12 protein-coding genes and 1 pseudogene are annotated in these 18095 nt (G+C 43.8%); 3 read left to right on the forward strand and 10 right to left on the reverse strand.

Annotated features, from left to right (window positions below; genetic code table 11):
* Positions 1–143 precede the first annotated feature (143 nt).
* Positions 144–893 carry a class I SAM-dependent methyltransferase gene (locus ACRRU2_RS11620; protein ID WP_432501715.1) on the reverse strand — a complete coding sequence of 250 codons (750 nt, stop codon included), beginning with the start codon at positions 891–893 and terminating at the stop codon, positions 144–146.
* A 426-nt stretch (positions 894–1319) separates the two neighbouring features.
* Between ACRRU2_RS11620 and ACRRU2_RS11625 the strand changes: the two genes are divergently transcribed.
* Entirely contained in the window at positions 1320–1664 is a 345-nt protein-coding gene (locus ACRRU2_RS11625) for a PadR family transcriptional regulator (RefSeq protein ID WP_331700566.1), read from the forward strand.
* A complete protein-coding gene (locus tag ACRRU2_RS11630) occupies positions 1651–2967 on the forward strand; it encodes an FtsW/RodA/SpoVE family cell cycle protein (RefSeq protein WP_331700567.1) in 1317 nt (438 codons plus the stop codon). The genes ACRRU2_RS11625 and ACRRU2_RS11630 overlap by 14 nt, the downstream gene beginning before the upstream one ends.
* Positions 2968–2980: 13 nt before the next feature.
* Here ACRRU2_RS11630 and ACRRU2_RS11635 read toward each other — a convergent pair whose 3' ends face one another.
* On the reverse strand, positions 2981–3850 hold the full coding sequence (locus ACRRU2_RS11635; protein ID WP_432501719.1) for a helix-turn-helix domain-containing protein: 870 nt from the start codon (positions 3848–3850) through the stop codon (positions 2981–2983).
* A 136-nt stretch (positions 3851–3986) separates the two neighbouring features.
* Between ACRRU2_RS11635 and ACRRU2_RS11640 the strand changes: the two genes are divergently transcribed.
* Positions 3987–6638, forward strand: coding sequence for a family 78 glycoside hydrolase catalytic domain (locus ACRRU2_RS11640; RefSeq protein ID WP_432501722.1), 2652 nt, complete (start codon positions 3987–3989; stop codon positions 6636–6638).
* 373 nt (positions 6639–7011) lie between these two features.
* Here the strand turns inward: ACRRU2_RS11640 and ACRRU2_RS11645 are convergent, their stop codons facing one another.
* The 8 genes and pseudogenes from ACRRU2_RS11645 to ACRRU2_RS11680 form a co-directional block, all read right to left on the reverse strand.
* On the reverse strand, positions 7012–8616 hold the full coding sequence (locus ACRRU2_RS11645; RefSeq protein ID WP_432501724.1) for a response regulator transcription factor: 1605 nt from the start codon (positions 8614–8616) through the stop codon (positions 7012–7014).
* On the reverse strand, positions 8613–10340 hold the full coding sequence (locus ACRRU2_RS11650; RefSeq protein WP_432501727.1) for a sensor histidine kinase: 1728 nt from the start codon (positions 10338–10340) through the stop codon (positions 8613–8615). The genes ACRRU2_RS11645 and ACRRU2_RS11650 overlap by 4 nt, the downstream gene beginning before the upstream one ends.
* Before the next feature lie 150 nt (positions 10341–10490).
* Positions 10491–10799 (reverse strand): glycoside hydrolase family 95-like protein, encoded by a 309-nt coding sequence (locus ACRRU2_RS11655; RefSeq protein ID WP_432501846.1) that lies wholly within the window; start codon positions 10797–10799, stop codon positions 10491–10493.
* A gap of 6 nt (positions 10800–10805) precedes the next feature.
* Positions 10806–12785 (reverse strand): annotated as a pseudogene (locus ACRRU2_RS11660) (glycoside hydrolase family 95 protein); the annotation flags it as partial.
* A 401-nt stretch (positions 12786–13186) separates the two neighbouring features.
* Positions 13187–14431, reverse strand: coding sequence for an alpha-L-fucosidase (locus ACRRU2_RS11665; RefSeq protein WP_432501730.1), 1245 nt, complete (start codon positions 14429–14431; stop codon positions 13187–13189).
* An 85-nt stretch (positions 14432–14516) separates the two neighbouring features.
* A complete protein-coding gene (locus ACRRU2_RS11670) occupies positions 14517–15911 on the reverse strand; it encodes an ABC transporter substrate-binding protein (protein ID WP_432501732.1) in 1395 nt (464 codons plus the stop codon).
* 138 nt (positions 15912–16049) lie between these two features.
* A complete protein-coding gene (locus ACRRU2_RS11675) occupies positions 16050–16886 on the reverse strand; it encodes a carbohydrate ABC transporter permease (protein ID WP_331700575.1) in 837 nt (278 codons plus the stop codon).
* A gap of 22 nt (positions 16887–16908) precedes the next feature.
* Positions 16909–17814 carry a carbohydrate ABC transporter permease gene (locus tag ACRRU2_RS11680; RefSeq protein WP_331700619.1) on the reverse strand — a complete coding sequence of 302 codons (906 nt, stop codon included), beginning with the start codon at positions 17812–17814 and terminating at the stop codon, positions 16909–16911.
* Positions 17815–18095 lie beyond the last annotated feature (281 nt).

An 18095-nucleotide genomic window follows, 5' to 3' on the forward strand; every position in this document is an offset into this window, starting at 1 on the left:
ACAGACGTTCCGCTATTGACCCATCAATCGCAGAAAAAGCATCATTTAGAGCCGAATAGCGGAACGTGTGACCGCGAAAATAAAAAAATGGTAGTTTTAAGGCAAATAGCGGAACGAGTGACCGCGCTGACGGATGGACAATTCTATAATTTCGCGATAATTCCAAAACGAGCAGTGTTTGTTTTGATGCCTTTCTCGCATTGGTTTTCGTCAATAAATTGCTGCAGTATATTAAAATCGGATGCCTGATGTCCAAAGTCGGGAATAATAGGTGTGTGCTTTAACAGAAAGATCAAATCTTCCGCTGTTTGATAGTACTCGGTCACCTGATATTCAAATGATCGGATATCGGCAAAGCCTGCGTCACGTAATTCTGAAATGTATTGCTGTTTTAATGTACCTGCCGGTGTGCCATACGTTTGTCCTCTCCCGAATGCTTCTTTTATATTTTGCTTGTCGTTTTCGTTAACCTGTTGAGTAAGAAATATCCCGCCATCGCCTAACACTCTGGCTACCTCTCTCGCACAAAATGGCGAATGTCTGCAGGAAGCGATCTGGAAGAAGCGGTTAGGGAAATCCAGCTTTTCTGCATCCATTTGCACAAAACGCACATTAGGCTTATCCGCTGCGGCACCATTGTTAATGGCTGTTTCTATCATGCTTGACGATTGATCAATACCTACCAAAAGCAGCGCCGAATCGGATATTTTTAAAATAGCTTCCCCACCGCCGGTTCCGATATCGAGCAGCACATCTGATTTTTTGCAAATTTTCACTACTTCATGATATAGGTCCCACTGCTTTCCTTCAGATTGACATTTCACCTTGCTGAAATCCCATCCGTTCCTTTGTCCAACTTGATCATAAAACAGCTTGTAATCGAATGTTTGCATAGTTATGCTCCACCTTTCATTGAGTAAAGATTGAAATAGCCATTCTATTTACATTCAAAGCATAGCTTCTATGGATCAAAGGGCAGACTTCCCCCTTGATAGCTGGTACGCGTTTTTTCCAGCCCGAAAACTAAATACCTCGAATGATACGGAAAGACATCCCATTCACCCCAATTGAAAGATAATTCCATCATGCAAAGATAATTCCATCATGGAAAGTTAGTTCCATCAAGGAAAGTAATTCCATCATGGAAAGATAGTTTCATTATAGAAAGATTATTTTCATTATAGTTGGACGAAAGCTTGGCAGGCAAGCGAATGCCATGCGGACATATATCGACGAACTATATATTATTTATTGACATATATCGATCATCTATATACAATGTTATATAGATGATCGATATATAAGGAGGACGGGATGAAATGAAAATTGATAAAAGTTTGATGAGCGGAAGCACAACATTGCTTATTTTAAAGCTTCTTGACAGCAGCGATATGTATGGCTATCAAATGATCAGCGAATTGGAGCGCCGCTCAGAAAGTGCTTTTACGCTAAAAGCAGGGACGCTGTATCCGATACTTCATAATTTGGAGCAGCAAGGGATGATAGAGTCATATGAGCAGGCGGAAGACAGCGCCAGACCGCGCAAATACTATCGCATTACTAAGCAGGGCAAGCAATTGTTTGCAGAGCAAAAGGCGCAATGGACGACGTATACTTCAATTGTAAATCAAGTGCTGGGAGGGGCGAATTGTGCAATCATCTAGCAGGAACTACGTTGCTTCTTTTTTAGAAGAGGTGTGCAAGGAGATACGCTATAAGGGCATTCATAGAAGTATACGAAGGGAATTGACGGATCATATTGAGGATCAAAAGAGTGAATACATATCGCAAGGGATGGAGGAGGAAGCGGCAACCTTAAAGGCTGTTCAGCAAATGGGCGATCCATACGTGGTCGGCAGGCAGCTTGATAAGACGCATCGGCCTAAGACGGAATGGTCGATTCTAATTATTGCCGCATTATTCGTCGTAGTTAGCGGTGTGATTCAATACTTTTTTTCGCAAATCAGCGAGCCTTACAGTGAGGGTATGTTTTTGCATTTTCTTATGTACGCGCCGATTGGTATAGCTGCCTTTGCGCTTTTGTATTTTTTTGATTATACGTGGCTTGGGCGCCATGCAAGGCTTGTCTTCTTTATTTTATTTGCCATGACGATTGCCGGCTGGCTCGTTTCAACAACGAAAATTAATGGTTCATACACCTTCATCACTTACGCTTCCTTAGTGTTGATTCCCGCATTTGCCGGTTTAGTCTACAGCTTTAGAAATAAAGGTTATGCCGGCATTTTGTACAGCAGCTTGTGCTATGCCGCAGCAGGGGTTATGTTTTTAATGGCGCCATCCTTTTCTTCCTTTGCGCTGTTCACGAGCTGTTGTTTAATAATAATGACTGTTGCGATCACAAAAGGGTATTTTGGAGGCAAGCGGCTGCCAAGCCTTCTTATCGCCTATGCTCCGGCATCGCTTGTACTGCTGCTTTCATTCTTTAACATGTCAGCCTATCATTTTGCAAGAATCCAATCATTTTTTGACAGCAGCGACACAGCTGGATCTGGGTATCAACTTGCGACAGTTAGGAAGTTGTTTGCTTCTTCACAGCCAATGGGGGAGGCGGCGCTTAGCGGTTATGCTGATCATTTAACGCTTGATCGTATATTGCCGGCTTGGTCCACGGATTTATCGCTAACGTATATCATTGCGAAGCTGGGACTTATTCCAGGGATAGCGTTAGTATCGATTCTGCTTATCTTCATAGCTAGATTGCTAATTTCGGTATTGAAGCAGAAGCACGCATACGGTTTTCTTGTATCTTTCGCAGTTTGTCTTGCCCTCGCAGGGCAGATTATCATTTACGTATTGTCGAATATCGGTGTTATGCAGGCCATGTCCTTGCCTCTTCCGCTAATTTCTTTTGGCGCTGCCGGGTTTGTGGCTAATATGGCATTGCTGGGCTTGCTGCTCTCCGTACATAGGAGAACGAACCTAGTCAGCGGCAGTTTGTCGTCTTAGCTGTATTGAAGGCTTAATCTAGTGATTGCCGATATTGACTAGGCGTCGTTCCAACGATGCGTTTAAATACAGTTAAAAAGTAGCCGAAATCTTTGTAGCCGACCATTTCTGCAATAGCTGAAACTTTAAGCTGAGTGCTTCTAAGAAGCTCTTGGCTTTTTTGTATGCGCAACGACTGCAAATAACGGCTGAAGTTCTGCTCTGTATGCCGCTGAAATAATCTTTGAAGATGACGCTCGCTCCACATGCTTATTTTGGCAAGCTCAGAGAGCTTTAAATCTTCATGAAAATGCTGATCGACATAGCTTAGCAGCTGATCGAACAGAGTAAGCTTATCACTAGGAGGGCGATAATTTTTCTTTTCTTTTATCCGTTTTATAACAAGGAGCAGCTGGAGTACTAGAGCCTGTAAGAAATCATCAGAATCCTCCTGCTGTATGGAGTATTCTCTGTGCAGCGCAAAAAATATTTTTTCAATGGCTTCATTTTGATCCGAAATAGAGAAAGGAAGGGTGCCGCTGCTTGATAAAGATTCAATAAATGAACGGGTGCTGTTATTTGAACAGGCTGAAGCTAGTTTAAACAAAAGATCCAAGCTGAGCACGCAATTGTACACAATTAGAGGGTGTTTGCTTATGTTGGTAGTTGCAGGCCGAAATACATGGGGCACACCTATTGGGATGTAACAAAGATCGCCTTTGTGAACACGGTAAACCTCGTTATTAATATGATGGAAACCGCCGCCTTCTGCAACATAGGCAAACTCGATAAACTCATGATCGTGTAAAGGAAGGTTAAAATCTTCAATAGCGCGATTGATATATATTTGTGGCCCATTCCGAAACATCGGCTGGCTCTTTAAAGTAGTAATGGAATGACTCATACCGATTCACCTCTATATTTACATGATGAATAATGTCGTAATTGCCATACTAAAATGTCTGATTTATCTAATATATTATAACAGCTGCTCCCTTATTATAGAACTAAATGTTGGCAATAGAGAGGAGTGCTAATCAATGCTTGAAGTGGTAGATTTACGCTGTGAATATAAGGTCAATCCGATAGGGATAGACGTACGCCGCCCGCGAATTAGCTGGAAGCTGAAAACGGATGAGAGAGCAGTGCTGCAAACCGCCTACGAAATCGAAGTCGCTGCGGACGCGGAGTTTAGCCGGATTATTTGGAGCTCTGGAAAAGTGGAGTCCGATCAATCGACCCATGTAGAAATTGTTGATGTGCAAATTGCTTCGAGCACGCGGTACTACTACAGGGTAAAAAGCTGGAGCAATAAAGGAGATAGCTCGGATTGGTCGGCGGCTGCTTTCTGGGAAACAGGGCTGCTTCATACCTCCGATTGGTCAGCGCATTGGATTGGCGCTCCCGCAGAAGTAATTGCTGAAGATGCTGAGCAATCGCCGTTGCTGCGCAAAAGCTTCGAACTGAAGGCTGACATTCGCCAGGCGCGTATTTATACCACTGCGCTAGGGTTGTATGAGCTAGAGCTTAATGGCGCTCGTGTAGGAGACAGTTATTTTACGCCAGGCTGGACGAGTTATAATCACCGTTTGCAGGTGCAGACCTATGATGTGACGAGCATGCTGCAAGAAGGAGAAAATGCTATTGGCGCCATGCTGGGGAAAGGCTGGTACAGCGGCAATTTGGGCTGGCAGGATCAGAAAGATATTTACGGCAGCCAAATCGCATTGCTGCTACAAATGCATATTTGGTATGAAGACGGCAGTGTCGAAACAATAGCAACGGATGAGCAATGGTTGGCTTCCGCAAGTCCGGTATTAATGTCAGAGATTTACCATGGCGAAACGTATGATGCAAGATTGGAGCAGCCTGGCTGGAGCGAGGCTGGCTTCCATGACAGTGCTTGGCAGCAGGCTGTCCGTGTTGAACGCGGGCTTAGCCAGCTTGTGGCGCAGGAGAATGAGCCGGTTCGCAAAACCGGGGAGATTAAGCCGATCGCGCTTATTCAAACGCCTAAAGGCGAGACAGTTATAGACTTTGGTCAAAATATGGTAGGCTGGGTGCGGTTTAGGGTTCGCGGAGATGCTGGTTCGACAATAGAAATCCATCATGCGGAGGTACTGGACAACGATGGAAACTTCTATATGGAAAATATGCGCAGTGCCAAGGTAACGATTTGTTATACATTAAAGGGTGCAGATGTGGAAACCTATGAGCCGCGCTTTACATTTCAAGGTTTTCGGTATATTAGACTAATCGGTTTCGATGCTGGTGTGCAACTTGGTGATTTCACGGGAATCGTTCTGCATTCTGATATGCCTGCTATAGGAACATTTGAGTGCTCAGATCCGCTCATTAATCAGCTGCAGCATAATATTGAGTGGGGGCTGAAGGGCAATTTTCTCGATGTGCCGACGGATTGTCCGCAGCGCGACGAACGGTTAGGCTGGACAGGCGATGCTCAGATGTTCATTCGGACGGCAACCTATCTGTACAATGTAGCGCCTTTCTTTACAAAATGGAGCCGGGATCTTGCGGCCGACCAGCTAGAAAATGGAGGAGTCCCGTTTGTAATTCCGAATGTGCTCAGCAAGGAGTCGCACTCTTCATCGGCTTGGGGGGATGCAGCTGTTATTGTTCCATGGACGCTGTACATGGCATATGGCGACCAAAGAATTTTAGAGGAGCAGTACAGCAGTATGAAAGCTTGGGTCTCCTATATTCAACAGCAGGGGGACAATCCATTTTTGTGGAATACAGGCTTTCACTTTGGTGATTGGCTAGGGCTCGATGCCAAGCCGGATTCTTATGTTGGCGCGACAGACAGGGATTATATAGCAACAGCTTTTTATGCTTACTCCACTTCATTGCTGCAAAAAACAGCGGCTGTGCTTGGCAAAACAGAGGATGCCGAGTATTATGCCAAGCTGTATGCTGACATTGTGGCGGCATATACGGAGGAATTCGTAACACCTGCCGGGCGTTTATCTGTATCTACGCAGACTGCACAAGTACTGGCGCTCATGTTCGGCTTGCTGCAAGGGAAAGCGAAGGAGCGGGCAGTCGCTAAGCTGATGGAGCTGATGGAGGAAAGCAAGTTCCATCTTACAACCGGCTTTGTAGGAACACCTTATTTGAATCATGTGCTAAGCGATCATGGCCAGCTGAACACAGCGTATCGGCTGCTATTCCAACAGGATTATCCATCGTGGCTGTATCAGGTGACCAAAGGTGCTACAACGATTTGGGAGCACTGGGACGGCATCAGAGAGGATGGCAGCTTCTGGAGCAAAGATATGAATTCCTACAATCACTATGCATATGGCGCTATTGGGGATTGGATGTATCGCTGCGTTGCAGGAATAGATACGGATGAGGAGAAAGCAGGCTACAAGCATATTTTTGTCCGTCCGCAGCCAGGAGATCAATTAAGCTGGGCTGACGGCAGCCTGAATACGATGTACGGAAGCATACGCTCCAAGTGGAGCAGAGCAGAGGACGGTGCTATGGAGCTGCTCGTTGTGATCCCGCCTAACACGACTGCCACAATTGTTCTTCCGGGAGCCGATAGCGATAAAACGATGGAATCGGAAATTCCGCTGCAGCAGACCGAAGGAATAAGTTCAGTTGAACAAGTGGAGAATGGGGTTTCCATGCTGGCAGGCTCAGGGGAATATCGTTTTACTTGGTAAAGGAACGAATTCGCGAGGAATTTTGCTGGATGTAATCGGCTACCGAGCAATGATTAACTTCTAAGGGTTGCCACAAACGCTATTCGTGCAAAAATGACAGCTTGAATTTTTTAACGGTTGCTATTGTGCTTAATTCCAAAAAAACACTGATTTTTCTCGGGAAATGGCACAATAGCGCTCGTGGCAACCGTTAAAAGCTCAAATGAGCTAAAATAATCGAAATAGCATCGCTGACATCCGTTAGAGCAATTTTGTCAGTTAATTATAGAATACGTGTTGATGGCCCATATAAAAGACACCTTCGTGGTTTAGCAGCTGATCTGCTAGATCTCTTTTCCTTATATTGATGCTTTACGGTAGACGTTTGCAGCAATCATTTTTTACTGCCGCTATTGCCAAGGCCATGCTTCAGCTTGTAATCGCTGGGCGTCATGCCGACATATTTTTTGAACACTTTAGAAAAGTATGGTCTATCCGAATAACCAAGCATCATGGACACCGATTCTAAAGTCTGATTTGAGGTTTTTAATATTTTTGAAGCGATCTCCATTTTGTATTGGTGGACATAGTCAGTAAAATTAATGCCGGTCAATCTTTTAAAATAACGGGAAAAGTAGCTTGGATTCAAATATAGATAATACGCCATATCTATGGAAGTAATATTTTCAGACAAATGCTCATCGATATAATTTTGAATCACTTGCAGTTTCGGCTCTTGAATCACGGAGGCTGTACGCTCGCCCCGATTCAACAAAAGCTCATTCAAACGCCGCTTCATCAGATCTAACACATCATCTGCGTTTTTTGCGATGCCCATATAATAGTAGCAATCCTCGTCGCTTCGTCCGGCAAATGCCATTTCAAGCTCCCTTAGTAAAAAAGCAGCGCTGCTTATAAAAGCATGCGGCTCGATTCTGTCCTTCGCTGTGCTCAATATTTCTTGCAGTACCGAAGCAATGCCTTCCTTATCGCTTTTTACCAATGTGCGTTCAATTTGCGCTTTATAGTTGTCAAGAAACTGTTCGGTCCTCGATGAAAAAACGATCCGGCTAAACTGCTTTCGGCTTGTAACAATAACATCCTCCGGCTCGTAAAACAGATTCAGCTCCTTATCAGTCTGCAAATAAATAGCCCGCAGAGTTTGAAGATCTGTCCGATCTGTAAAGATGAGGATACGCAACCGGATTTTCAAAAACTGGACGCAGCGATCATACAGATTTTTCATAAAGTACTGTAGATGCTGCTCCGTATTATGCGCTAAATTTGGGCGGAAGTTATAAATAATAACAATATTCTTATTCTCCTGCTCCAAAAAAACAGTAATTCCTTCATAGGAATCAGAAAGCTCTACTGCAATATTATATACAGCATATAAAATGGAAAGGATGTCCTTTTTTTCGTAAAATTCATCAAAAGTAGCGTAAACCATATTCGCCTCAGCAATCATAAAGTCGGGGTATTCCCATTTGATGCCCAATTGTTTGGCATGCACCAAAATTTCTTCAGTGCGCACTCCATCTATTATTCGTTGGAACAGCCCTTGCTTATACAAATCATTATTATAATTCGACATTTTCTCCAGCCCGGTTTGATCTTTAGGGGCTAAAAATCGTATCGACTTCAGCAAACTTTCCTTGAGCTGTTCTTCCGTCAATTGATCTTTAATTAAATAATCATCGGCATCAAGCTTAACTGCTTGCTGGGCGTAATGAAAATCCTCGTGACAGGTTAGGAAAATAATTCGGACACCCGGCTTCTGCTTAATAAACATTTCGGCAAGCTCAATTCCGTTTTTCTTCGGCAAGCCAATGTCCGTAATGATAATGTCCGGTGACATCTCTTGAAACAAATGCATAGCCTTTGTACTGGAGTAGCTTGTTCCGATTAGTTGCAAATTCAATTCTTCCCAGTTAATCATTTGCTCCAGCACCTTTAGCACAGGCACATCATCGTCAATAATCATCACTTTATGCATCATAACTTAGCTGCCTCCCCTGATACAAGTAATTCACTTTCTTGAATCGGTATGCGAATAATAGCTGCAGTTCCGCCTGTATCAAGCGACTGCAAGGTTAATGAAACGGATTGATCGAATGTAAGCCTTAACCTTCGCACGACATTAATAAGCCCAACTCTTTCATAGGATGAGTATTTCTCCGGATCATCATTCTGCAAAAGGTGATTAAGTGAATCGAGCTGCTCTTGTTCCATCCCTTCGCCATTATCCTCAATCACGATGACAACATCCTGCTTGTCCCAGCTGGCGCGAACAATAATTTTTGGATCAGGCACATCAACCAAACCGTGCACGATTGCATTTTCTACAACGGGCTGAAGAACAAGCTTTGGAATAATTAGCCGCTCGGTGGAACGATCCAGCTGAAATTGCAAATCAATTTGCATTTCATTGCGAATTTGCATAATATCGGCATAGTGGCGAAGCAATCTGCACTCTTCCTGCAGCGTAACAGGCTCGCTGACTTTCAAGTATGCGCGAAGCAAATTCATTAAGGAGTCAATAACGCCTGAGTGCAGCTGATCCTTTTGCAGCATAAGACTGAATTTAATTGAATTAAGCGTATTTATAAGAAAATGAGGCCGGATTTGCATAAATAGTGCTTCCAGCTCCATTACTTTTTTCTGTTCTTGTTCCTGTTCAATATCTGCGATTAGCTTTTGCAGCTGATCCAGCATCGTATTTATTGATTTGCTCGTCTCCGCAATATCATCCTCACCTTTTACATCCAGGCGCATATCTAAATTCCCCATACCGAATTGCCGCACAACCCGCTGCAGCTTTTGAATCGGAGTATACAGCTTCTTGGCAATATACATGGAGAAGACGGAGAATACAAAAAACAATCCGATTATACCTGCAATCGCCGTATAGAAAGTACGGGAAATTTGACCAGTTAATGCTTCTTGTGTCGTTTCGTAAACAAGCTTCCAGCCAGTTTTGTCCAAAATGATTTCAGAGCGCAGATTGTCATTTTTCTTATCCGTTTTTTCGAAATTAATATCACTTTTATTTAGTATAATTTTGCCTTCAGAATCAAATAATGCGGCCTGTCCGAACTGCACAGGCTTTAGTAAGCCTTCAAAATAACTGTCAGAAATACTAATTAATAAAATAGATGCAGGATCTTTTTGGTTCAAATAAGGGATCACTCTTGCAATGAAATAATCGCTCTTCCCGGATGTGGCGTCTGTAAACAAGCCAAGCCACTGCAACGACTCCAGCTGCTTTGTATCCACCTTTTGGAGCAGGGCTTTCAAATTGAGCTGTACACTTTTCATGCCTTCGCTATTAGAAGAAATAATAAAGTCTTTACGATTTACGAGGAACATACGAATGTTGTAGTTCAACGTTTTTGAAGTAATAAGCGATAAATCATCTTCTATCTGTTTATACATCTGATAGTCGTTATAACTGTTCAAACGCTCGGTATTGGCAAAATCGCTCAAATACTCCTTAAACCGGGTATCATTTACGATATAAAAAGAAGAGAATGAAATATCATCGATGGTCCGCGCAATTTCATCATTAATTACGTTCAAAAAGTTGTCATTGCTAAGCTGGACCTTTTCGATCATCGAATCCTTAATTAAAATATAAGATCCAACAGATACTGCAATAATCGGCAAAAAAATAAAAACGAGAAACGACAGCTGTATTCTTCGATGATAGGATAATTTTGACATGGCTAATCGCTCCTCGCTTTATATCGGAATAAACAAAATTATTGTAACATACAACCTTTAGAACCGTGCAATTGCAGACAAGCTTTTTCTAAATCGGCCAACGTGCTCCTCCAAAGGACGGCGGAAGCGGTTGATCCTTGCGGACAATCATTATGAAATAAGTGAAATCGTGCAAGACTCGCCTTGCTCCATTTGAAAGCTATAAATATTGTTTTTTTCATCAACATGAAGCTGAACCGCTGCTTCAGGTTTATTGATTTTTAAACGCTCAAGGCTAAAAATAGAGATAATTCCAGTCGCTGTAGCTGTAATTCGCGCCTGCAGCAATTTTGCTTGCTTCCATTCCAAATCTATCGTAAATCCGCCTCTTGCACGGAGCCCGTTCACTTTCCCTGAAGGCCATGCCTGCGGCAGGGCAGGCAGAAATTGCAGCTCTCCGCCATGGGATTGCAGGAGCATTTCTTGAATGGCGCTGGCTCCTCCAAAATTGGCATCGATCTGGAAAGGAGGGTGGTCGCCGAATAAGTTGGGGTGGACAGCCTTTTCAAGCAATTGTCTAATGCTGGAATAGGCTTTTTCCGCATCGCCCAGTCTGGCCCAGAAATTAGCAATCCATGCCTGGCTCCAGCCCGTATGCCCTCCGCCATACGACAATCTGCGTTCCAGCGTCGTTCGAGCAGCAGCGGCCAATTCAGGCATATGCCGAGGTATAATTTGTTCACCTGGATGCAAGGCAAACAGATGAGAAATGTGGCGATGTCCCGGCTCTGCCTCATCATAGTCCTCCGACCACTACATAATCTGACCATGCTTGCCGATTTGCGGCTTAGGAAGCCGCGACTGAATATTGCGCCATTGTGCAATAAGCCTGCTGTCAGTATCTAATTTTTCTGCCGCATTAGCTGCTGCATCAAGCAAGCAGTAAATGACTTGCGAGTCCATAGAAGGGCCCATACAAAGCGAGCCTTTCTGTCCGCTGGAAGCTATATAAGTATTTTCCGGAGACACCGACGGTCCCGAAACAAGCTTGCCTTGCTCGTCCTCTACAAGAAAGTCTGCAAAAAATAATGCCGATTCCTTCAAGACGGGATAAGCACGCTCTTGCAAGAACATTATATCTTCGTTATAGCGATAATGCTCCCACATATGAAGCGCCAGCCACGCGCCGCCCGTTGGCCAAAAGATTGCAGGCGTCCAGGCCGTAAATATATCTGTCTCCGCCCAAATATTCGTTACCGAATGGGCAACAAATCCGTTTGCACCATACAAATGGCGTGCTGTTTCTTTTCCGTTTGCGGCCATTCTTTCAATTAAATCAAATAAAGGAGTATGACACTCGGCCAGATTGCCGGTTTCTGCAATCCAATAGTTCATCTGCAAATTAATGTTAAGGTGAAAATCTGATTCCCACGGTGGCGTAAAGCTTTCATTCCAGATGCCTTGCAGGTTTGCCGGCAAGCTGCCATCACGCGAGCTGGAAATGAGCAAATACCGTCCATACTGATAAAATAACAGCTCCAAGCCATTATCTTCATGGCCAGCTTGATATTTTTTAAGCCGCTGAGAGGTCGCTGCTTGCTGCAGCTCATCTCTATGGGCATACGGTATTTCCAGTGAAACACGATCGTATAAAGCTTTGTAATCTTGCTGGTGCGCCGCTTTCAGTTGTTCGAAGGGAGCAGAGGCGCAGAGGGCGGCTTCTTCCAATGCATGCTTTTGCGGATCTAATTGGCGAAATGATGTTTGTGCCGTTACGACAAGCATAACGCTGCTTGCCCCTTGAATATCCACATAATTGCCCGATGTTTGACAGGTTCCGCCTTCCACAATAGCCTTTAGCACAGCTGCATACTCGATCCCATCCGGTCCGCACTGACCTTTCATGATGAGCGTATGCTCATCCTCATTAGCAATTGTTCCTTCGAAGGGTCTGCGGCTAAATCTGGCCGTTAGACTAAGCTTTTGTTCTGCTGATGCTGTTAATTTAATAATGATCGCCTGATGAACCGCGCTTGCAAATAGTTCTCTTTTATACTGTACACCTGCAGCATTGTACTCAACGGAAGCGACCGCCTCATTCAAATCCAGGCTGCGTTTATATTGCTCTACAGCATCCATGTTTTCAAACTGCAGCAGAAGATCGCCAAGCGGCTGATAGGGGGAAAAGTAATGCGGCGTATTGGTCATATGAAGCAGCGCCTGCTTTTCCGCCTCGCGCAAATGGCCTGCTTGCAGCAAGCTTCTTATTTCTGTCAGCTTCTCCCTGGACAATGTGCGGCTGCTTCCTTTTTTGCCGCCATACCATACAGAATCTTCATTCAGTTGTATCCGTTCAGTGCCTGTGCCGCCAAACACCATAGCTCCCAGGCGCCCGTTCCCTATAGGGAACGCGTCAGTCCAAGCCGCTGCAGGCTGCAGTTCAAGCAACCGGCTGTCATATTTCATTGCAGCTCCTCACCACCTTTTCAGATAAAAATAAACATGTATCAATTCTAGTCTATCCGTAATAACGGTGAAGTACAGGCATTCTTTCTATTCAATCGTGAATTTTTTTACCTTTACTAATTTAAAGGATTAACTAAGGAAAGAGACTCACTTGAGGGTGTCGATTAATTGTGGATAGGGCAACAAGCAATAGAAAGAAATGCTACTGCGATCCAGTTTGGGATTCCGACGCTGTTGTAGTCCAATTTTCTTGAATAAATAACCCCTGTAAAGGATAAAATTGGCCTACAAAGGCGGACGCTGACGCTTCTCCATTCCCAATCTTGCTCTCCGTGCCTCTTTCTTATTGCTTATCAAAGTTGCCCACAATTAATCGACACCTTCCTCTATTCTCTTATCATTTAAACTGTGCAATTGTAGACAGCCAATTTGCGAATGAGTGGGGTGTCCTCATGCTCCGTTACGGTTAATCTTACTTTAGTAGCTGCAATCGGCTCAAAGCGGTCAATTTTTTTATGACCAATGGCGCTTCCTTCTGCTACCGTTTTCCATGCGCCATCAGAGAATACTTCCAGCTTGTAGGCTCGAACGCGCTCACCGTATGCAATATGCTCCATGGTCACAATGTGATCGATAACATTTTGTTCGTCGAGAACGAGCTCCGTCACGTTACCTTCAGCGGCAGTCTCATATAGAGGTGCGGCAAAGCGTCTTCTAATTTCTTCACCAAGCTCAAGTACTCTTTCCACATCTGCATCCGGGAACAGCCCGCTGGAATCAGGTGCAATATTAAGCAGCAATACGGCCCCATGACCAACTGAACGATAATAAATATCCATTAATTGCTCCAATGACAAAAGCGTATGCTCTTCATCCGGATGCCAAAACCAGCGGTCCTTGCGGATCGGCACGTCGCATTCTGCCGGCACCCAGCGCGGCGTTTGCGGCAGCCATTTTAATGAAGCATCGCTAAACATGCTCACTCGAGCTGATTCTGCAGTATTCCAGCAAGGATATGGAGCAAGGCCGTCCTCATTGCCCACCCAGCGAATCGTTGGCGCACCCATATTAAATACCATCGCATTCGGCTGATGCTGATTAATCAAGTCCATGATGCGCTGCCAGTTGTATTCTCTTCCTTCTGAACCGGCGCCATCAAACCATATTTCGGTAAGCGGTCCATAGCCGGTAATTAGCTCCTCTAATTGTTTTGCATAAAACTCATCATATGCTGCGGCATCCGAGTAGCAGGGCTCATGACGATCCCAAGGCGACAAATACAAGCCAAAGCCGATGCCTTCTGCACGGCAAGCTTCTTCGCACTCGCGCACAACATCGCCTTTTCCGTTTTTCCACGGGCTGGATGCGACAGAATAGTCTGTCGTTGCCGTAGGCCACAGACAGAAGCCGTCATGATGCTTCGCCGTAAGTACAAAATATTTAAAGCCGGCTTCTTTCGCCGTTTTTACCCATTGTCTGGCATCAAGGCTTGCAGGATTGAACTTCTCTGGCGAGTCCGTTCCATCTCCCCATTCCTGATCGCAAAACGTATTCATCCCGAAATGGCAGAACATGCCCATCTCCATATCCTGCCATGCCAATTGCGCCTCGCTTGGACGAGGCAATTGCTGTACCTGCTTCTCCATCCCAATAACTCCTTTGCTTATGCAAGAAGAGCTTTGAATTAGCTGCTGTTAGCGTCCTTCAAAGCTCTATCTATTTTTTAGCTTATTACTTAACTAAGCCTTTTTCTTCAATAATTTTGTTAGCTTCTTTTACCATCCATGCTTGCACTTCATCGATCGGCTCGTTGCTCAACATAAATTTGCTGAAGCCGTCGCCGATTACTTTAGTAATTTCGGAAGTACCAGTAGTCATCACTTTTGGAGCATCCAGGAACTGAATGTCTTCGCTAGCTACAGAGTAACGAAGGGAGTCTACATCGTACCATTCTTCTTTACCTTCGATCAAACGTTCAAGGATCGCATTGTTGTCAGCTTTTTTCCAGCCGGAGAATTCAACTCTTGATTTAGAATCGACTGTTGTCATAAAGCGCATCAATTTGAAGGAAGCTTCTTTATTTTTGGATGTATTACCCATTACCAATTGGCTGCCGCTTGTAAAGTATTTGCCGTTATCATACTCTTTTGGCTCAGCGCCTTTTGGAGGAAGCGGAACCGGTGCAAATGCTGTTTTGAAATCATGCGGATACTGATCTTGGTTACCTGGGTCAGGAATTGTAAAGTTACCTGTAAGAATCATTGCCGCTTCATTGTTGAAAAACTCTGTACGGTAGTTCAATTTTGCTGCCAAAACGTCAGCGTAAGGCTTAGCGGATTTGTCGATATCTTCCATGTCTTTGCGAAGCTGGAAGAAGTATTTGTAGCTCGGGTCAGCCAAAATGCTTGTACCGTCGTCATATACAAACGGGTCTTTCATAACGGTTTGCGCAGGAGCGTTCATATAAAGCTCCCAAGTGTGGAAGTAAGATCCGTAACGTTTGTCTACACCTTCACCTTTAGTAAGCTTTTTCGCATAATCGCGGTAGTCATCCCATGTCCAGCCGAATTTAGGAACTTCCAAGCCCGCCTCGTCAAGAGCGTCTTTGTTCAGCATGACATAGTTTACGCTTTTCGTATATTGCATACCATAGTACTTGCCTTCAACTTTAGGATTTACATAATACTCATCTTCAGCAACTAGTCCTTCTTTTTCATAGAACTCGTTCAAAGGAGCAAGAGCGTTTCTTGTTGCTCTTTCAAGCACTGCGCCCAAGCTTGGAATTTGTACAACGTCTACAGCTTCTCCAGAAGAGATCAAAAAGTCAAGCTTTTTAAGCATTTCCACAGAGTCACCTGGCACCAATACAACATGCTCTACTTTAATATCCGGATTTTGGTCCATGAACTCTTGAAGCATAGCTTTTGTATTAGCCTCAGTCGCTTCGTTATCCCAGTTATAATACTTGATGGTTACTTGCTTGCCATCACCGTTTCCTGGTTTAGAGCTTGAGGTGCCGCCATCCGTGCCATTGTTTTCGTTTTTGCCGCCGCATGCGCTAAGCACAGTCGCCAATACAAAAACAAGAGCAAGCATAGCTAGAAAACTACGTTTTTTATTTTGCATGATCTTCACTTACCCCCTAAAAATTTTCGTAATATATTCTGTTTCGCCCTAAGTATAACGATAAAGCACAAATCGCAAGAGTAAAATTTTGAGCATGTACGATTGTTATTTTTACCTTTAGAGCAAAATTAAACCCGTTTAGCCTTTAACCCCGCCAAGCGCAATTCCGTTAATAACTTGCTTTTGCAAGACGATAAACACAATGATTAGCGGAATAATCGCGGACAAGGCTGCCATCATCATAATGGCATAGTTATTCGTATAATCATCTCTAAAGAGCGTTATACCAAGAGGAATCGTATAGAGCTTTTTGCTTAGCAAGAAAATAAGCGGATTTTGATAATCGTTCCAAGTCCAAATAAATTTGATGATAGCAACTGTAGCCAGAACCGGCTTACACAGCGGCAGCATAATGGAAGTGAAAATTCTTAGCTGTCCAGCTCCGTCTATTCGCGCCGCTTCCATAAAGTCGTCACTGACTCCTGCCATGAACTGGCGAAGCAAGAATGTGAAATAGATGGAAAACATGCTCATGATAATAATTGCAGCATGCGTATCATACAATCCCATCCATCTAATAAGCAAGAAGCGTGGAATTAGAGTCGCTTGGTCAGGAATAATCATGAAAGAAATCAATCCTAGAAATATGAGATTTCTTCCTTTAAATTGCAATTTTGTAAATGCGTAAGCTGCCATTGAAGAAATAATCAGTGTAATCACAGTTGTAATAATAGCAATCTGAATCGAGTTCCAGTAGAACGTGTAGAATGGTACTCTGCCCATCCATACCGCCTTGAAATTGTACATAAAGTTCGTTGCTTCCGGTATCCATTGAATCGGGAAACGCATAACGTCTTTTTCAAACTTGAATGCTGCCGAAATCATCCAAATGAGCGGAATAAGGAATACGATGGATAGTGCGCCCATAATGACCGTTACAACAATTTTACTAAAATTTTTCCGCACAAGCTGCATGGTAGTCTCTCCCTTCTTATGTCTAGTTTTCTTTGTTCATTTTCCAGGTCAGTGCCGTAACTAAACCGATAATGGCAAACAACAGCCAGGAAATAGCCGAAGCATAGCCCATATTGTAATTTTTAAAGCCTTCTTCATAAATCCGGTATACCAGCACAGAGGAAGAGTTGTTCGGTCCGCCCTCTGTTAAAAATGCAATGATATCGAACACTTTGAAGGAACCGATCAGCATCGTAATAAAGAGGAAGAAAATAGTCGGACGCAATAGCGGCACTGTAATTTTAAAAAACTTTTGCAAAGTGGTAGCACCGTCAATTTCCGCAGCTTCGTACAGCTCTTCAGAAATATTAGTAAGACCGGCCAAGAAGATAATAATGGTGTAGCCAAGCCCTGCCCATGAAGTAATAATCGCAATCGACAGCAGGGAGGTTTTCGGATCAACAAGCCATTTCGGCGGAGAAGATATGCCGATGTCCATCAAAAACTGGTTAATCGGCCCAAGCGAAGGATGGAACAATGCGCTCCACACTGCAGCTACCGCTATAATGGAAGAAATATAAGGAATAAAGAAAGTCACCTTAAAGTAATCCTTAAAATGAACCTTGCTGTGAATAACAACTGCAAGCACTAGCGCGATTGCAATCGGAATAGGTACAGTTAGAAACGTATAGAGTAAATTGTTTTTCAGAGCCGTCATAATCGTCGGATCATCTGTAAACATTTTCACATAGTTGGCAAAGCCGTTGAATTTAATGCCGGATATGCCGGACAGCAAATCCCAGGATGAAAAACTCAAGTACAATGAGAACAGCAGAGCAAAGACATTCAGCAATAGCATGCCGATAATTTCAGGCGCCAAAAACAGCCAGCCAATCAAAGCTTCCTTCCGCTTTGGTGTCCAAAATTTTTTAGCTCTTTGTCCGTCCATAGTAGATAGTTGCTTAGCAGAATTCACTTTGTATCACCTCGGTATCCATTTATTTTTCATAATCATAATAAAAAAAGCCTTCTTTCGAAGGCTTGATTCTGACTAGAGGCGTGTAAAATTTTGACCTTTTTTTGATGGTCATTTACATTTATTGGAGATGTTTACTATACAAGCGTTGGTGTGGAATACTCGTCATCCCTCGTATGGAAACTGTGGTAGCACCAGGTGGAGCCGACCGTTTTTGTATGGAATATCATACACATTACTCACGCGCGCTGAGC

This window comes from Paenibacillus sp. GXUN7292 (genome assembly GCF_050864975.1).
Taxonomy (GTDB): Bacteria; Bacillota; Bacilli; order Paenibacillales; family Paenibacillaceae; genus Pristimantibacillus.

Coding starts and splice junctions, on each gene's coding strand:
- ACRRU2_RS11625 (WP_331700566.1), top strand. CDS start 1,320: ATGAAAATTGATAAAAGTTTGATGAGCGGAAGCACAACATTGCTTATT.
- ACRRU2_RS11655 (WP_432501846.1), bottom strand. CDS start 10,799: ATGCTCCTGCAATCCCATGGCGGAGAGCTGCAATTTCTGCCTGCCCTG.
- ACRRU2_RS11640 (WP_432501722.1), top strand. CDS start 3,987: ATGCTTGAAGTGGTAGATTTACGCTGTGAATATAAGGTCAATCCGATA.
- ACRRU2_RS11650 (WP_432501727.1), bottom strand. CDS start 10,340: ATGTCAAAATTATCCTATCATCGAAGAATACAGCTGTCGTTTCTCGTT.
- ACRRU2_RS11665 (WP_432501730.1), bottom strand. CDS start 14,431: ATGGAGAAGCAGGTACAGCAATTGCCTCGTCCAAGCGAGGCGCAATTG.
- ACRRU2_RS11670 (WP_432501732.1), bottom strand. CDS start 15,911: ATGCAAAATAAAAAACGTAGTTTTCTAGCTATGCTTGCTCTTGTTTTT.
- ACRRU2_RS11645 (WP_432501724.1), bottom strand. CDS start 8,616: ATGATGCATAAAGTGATGATTATTGACGATGATGTGCCTGTGCTAAAG.
- ACRRU2_RS11680 (WP_331700619.1), bottom strand. CDS start 17,814: ATGGACGGACAAAGAGCTAAAAAATTTTGGACACCAAAGCGGAAGGAA.
- ACRRU2_RS11635 (WP_432501719.1), bottom strand. CDS start 3,850: ATGAGTCATTCCATTACTACTTTAAAGAGCCAGCCGATGTTTCGGAAT.
- ACRRU2_RS11620 (WP_432501715.1), bottom strand. CDS start 893: ATGCAAACATTCGATTACAAGCTGTTTTATGATCAAGTTGGACAAAGG.
- ACRRU2_RS11675 (WP_331700575.1), bottom strand. CDS start 16,886: ATGCAGCTTGTGCGGAAAAATTTTAGTAAAATTGTTGTAACGGTCATT.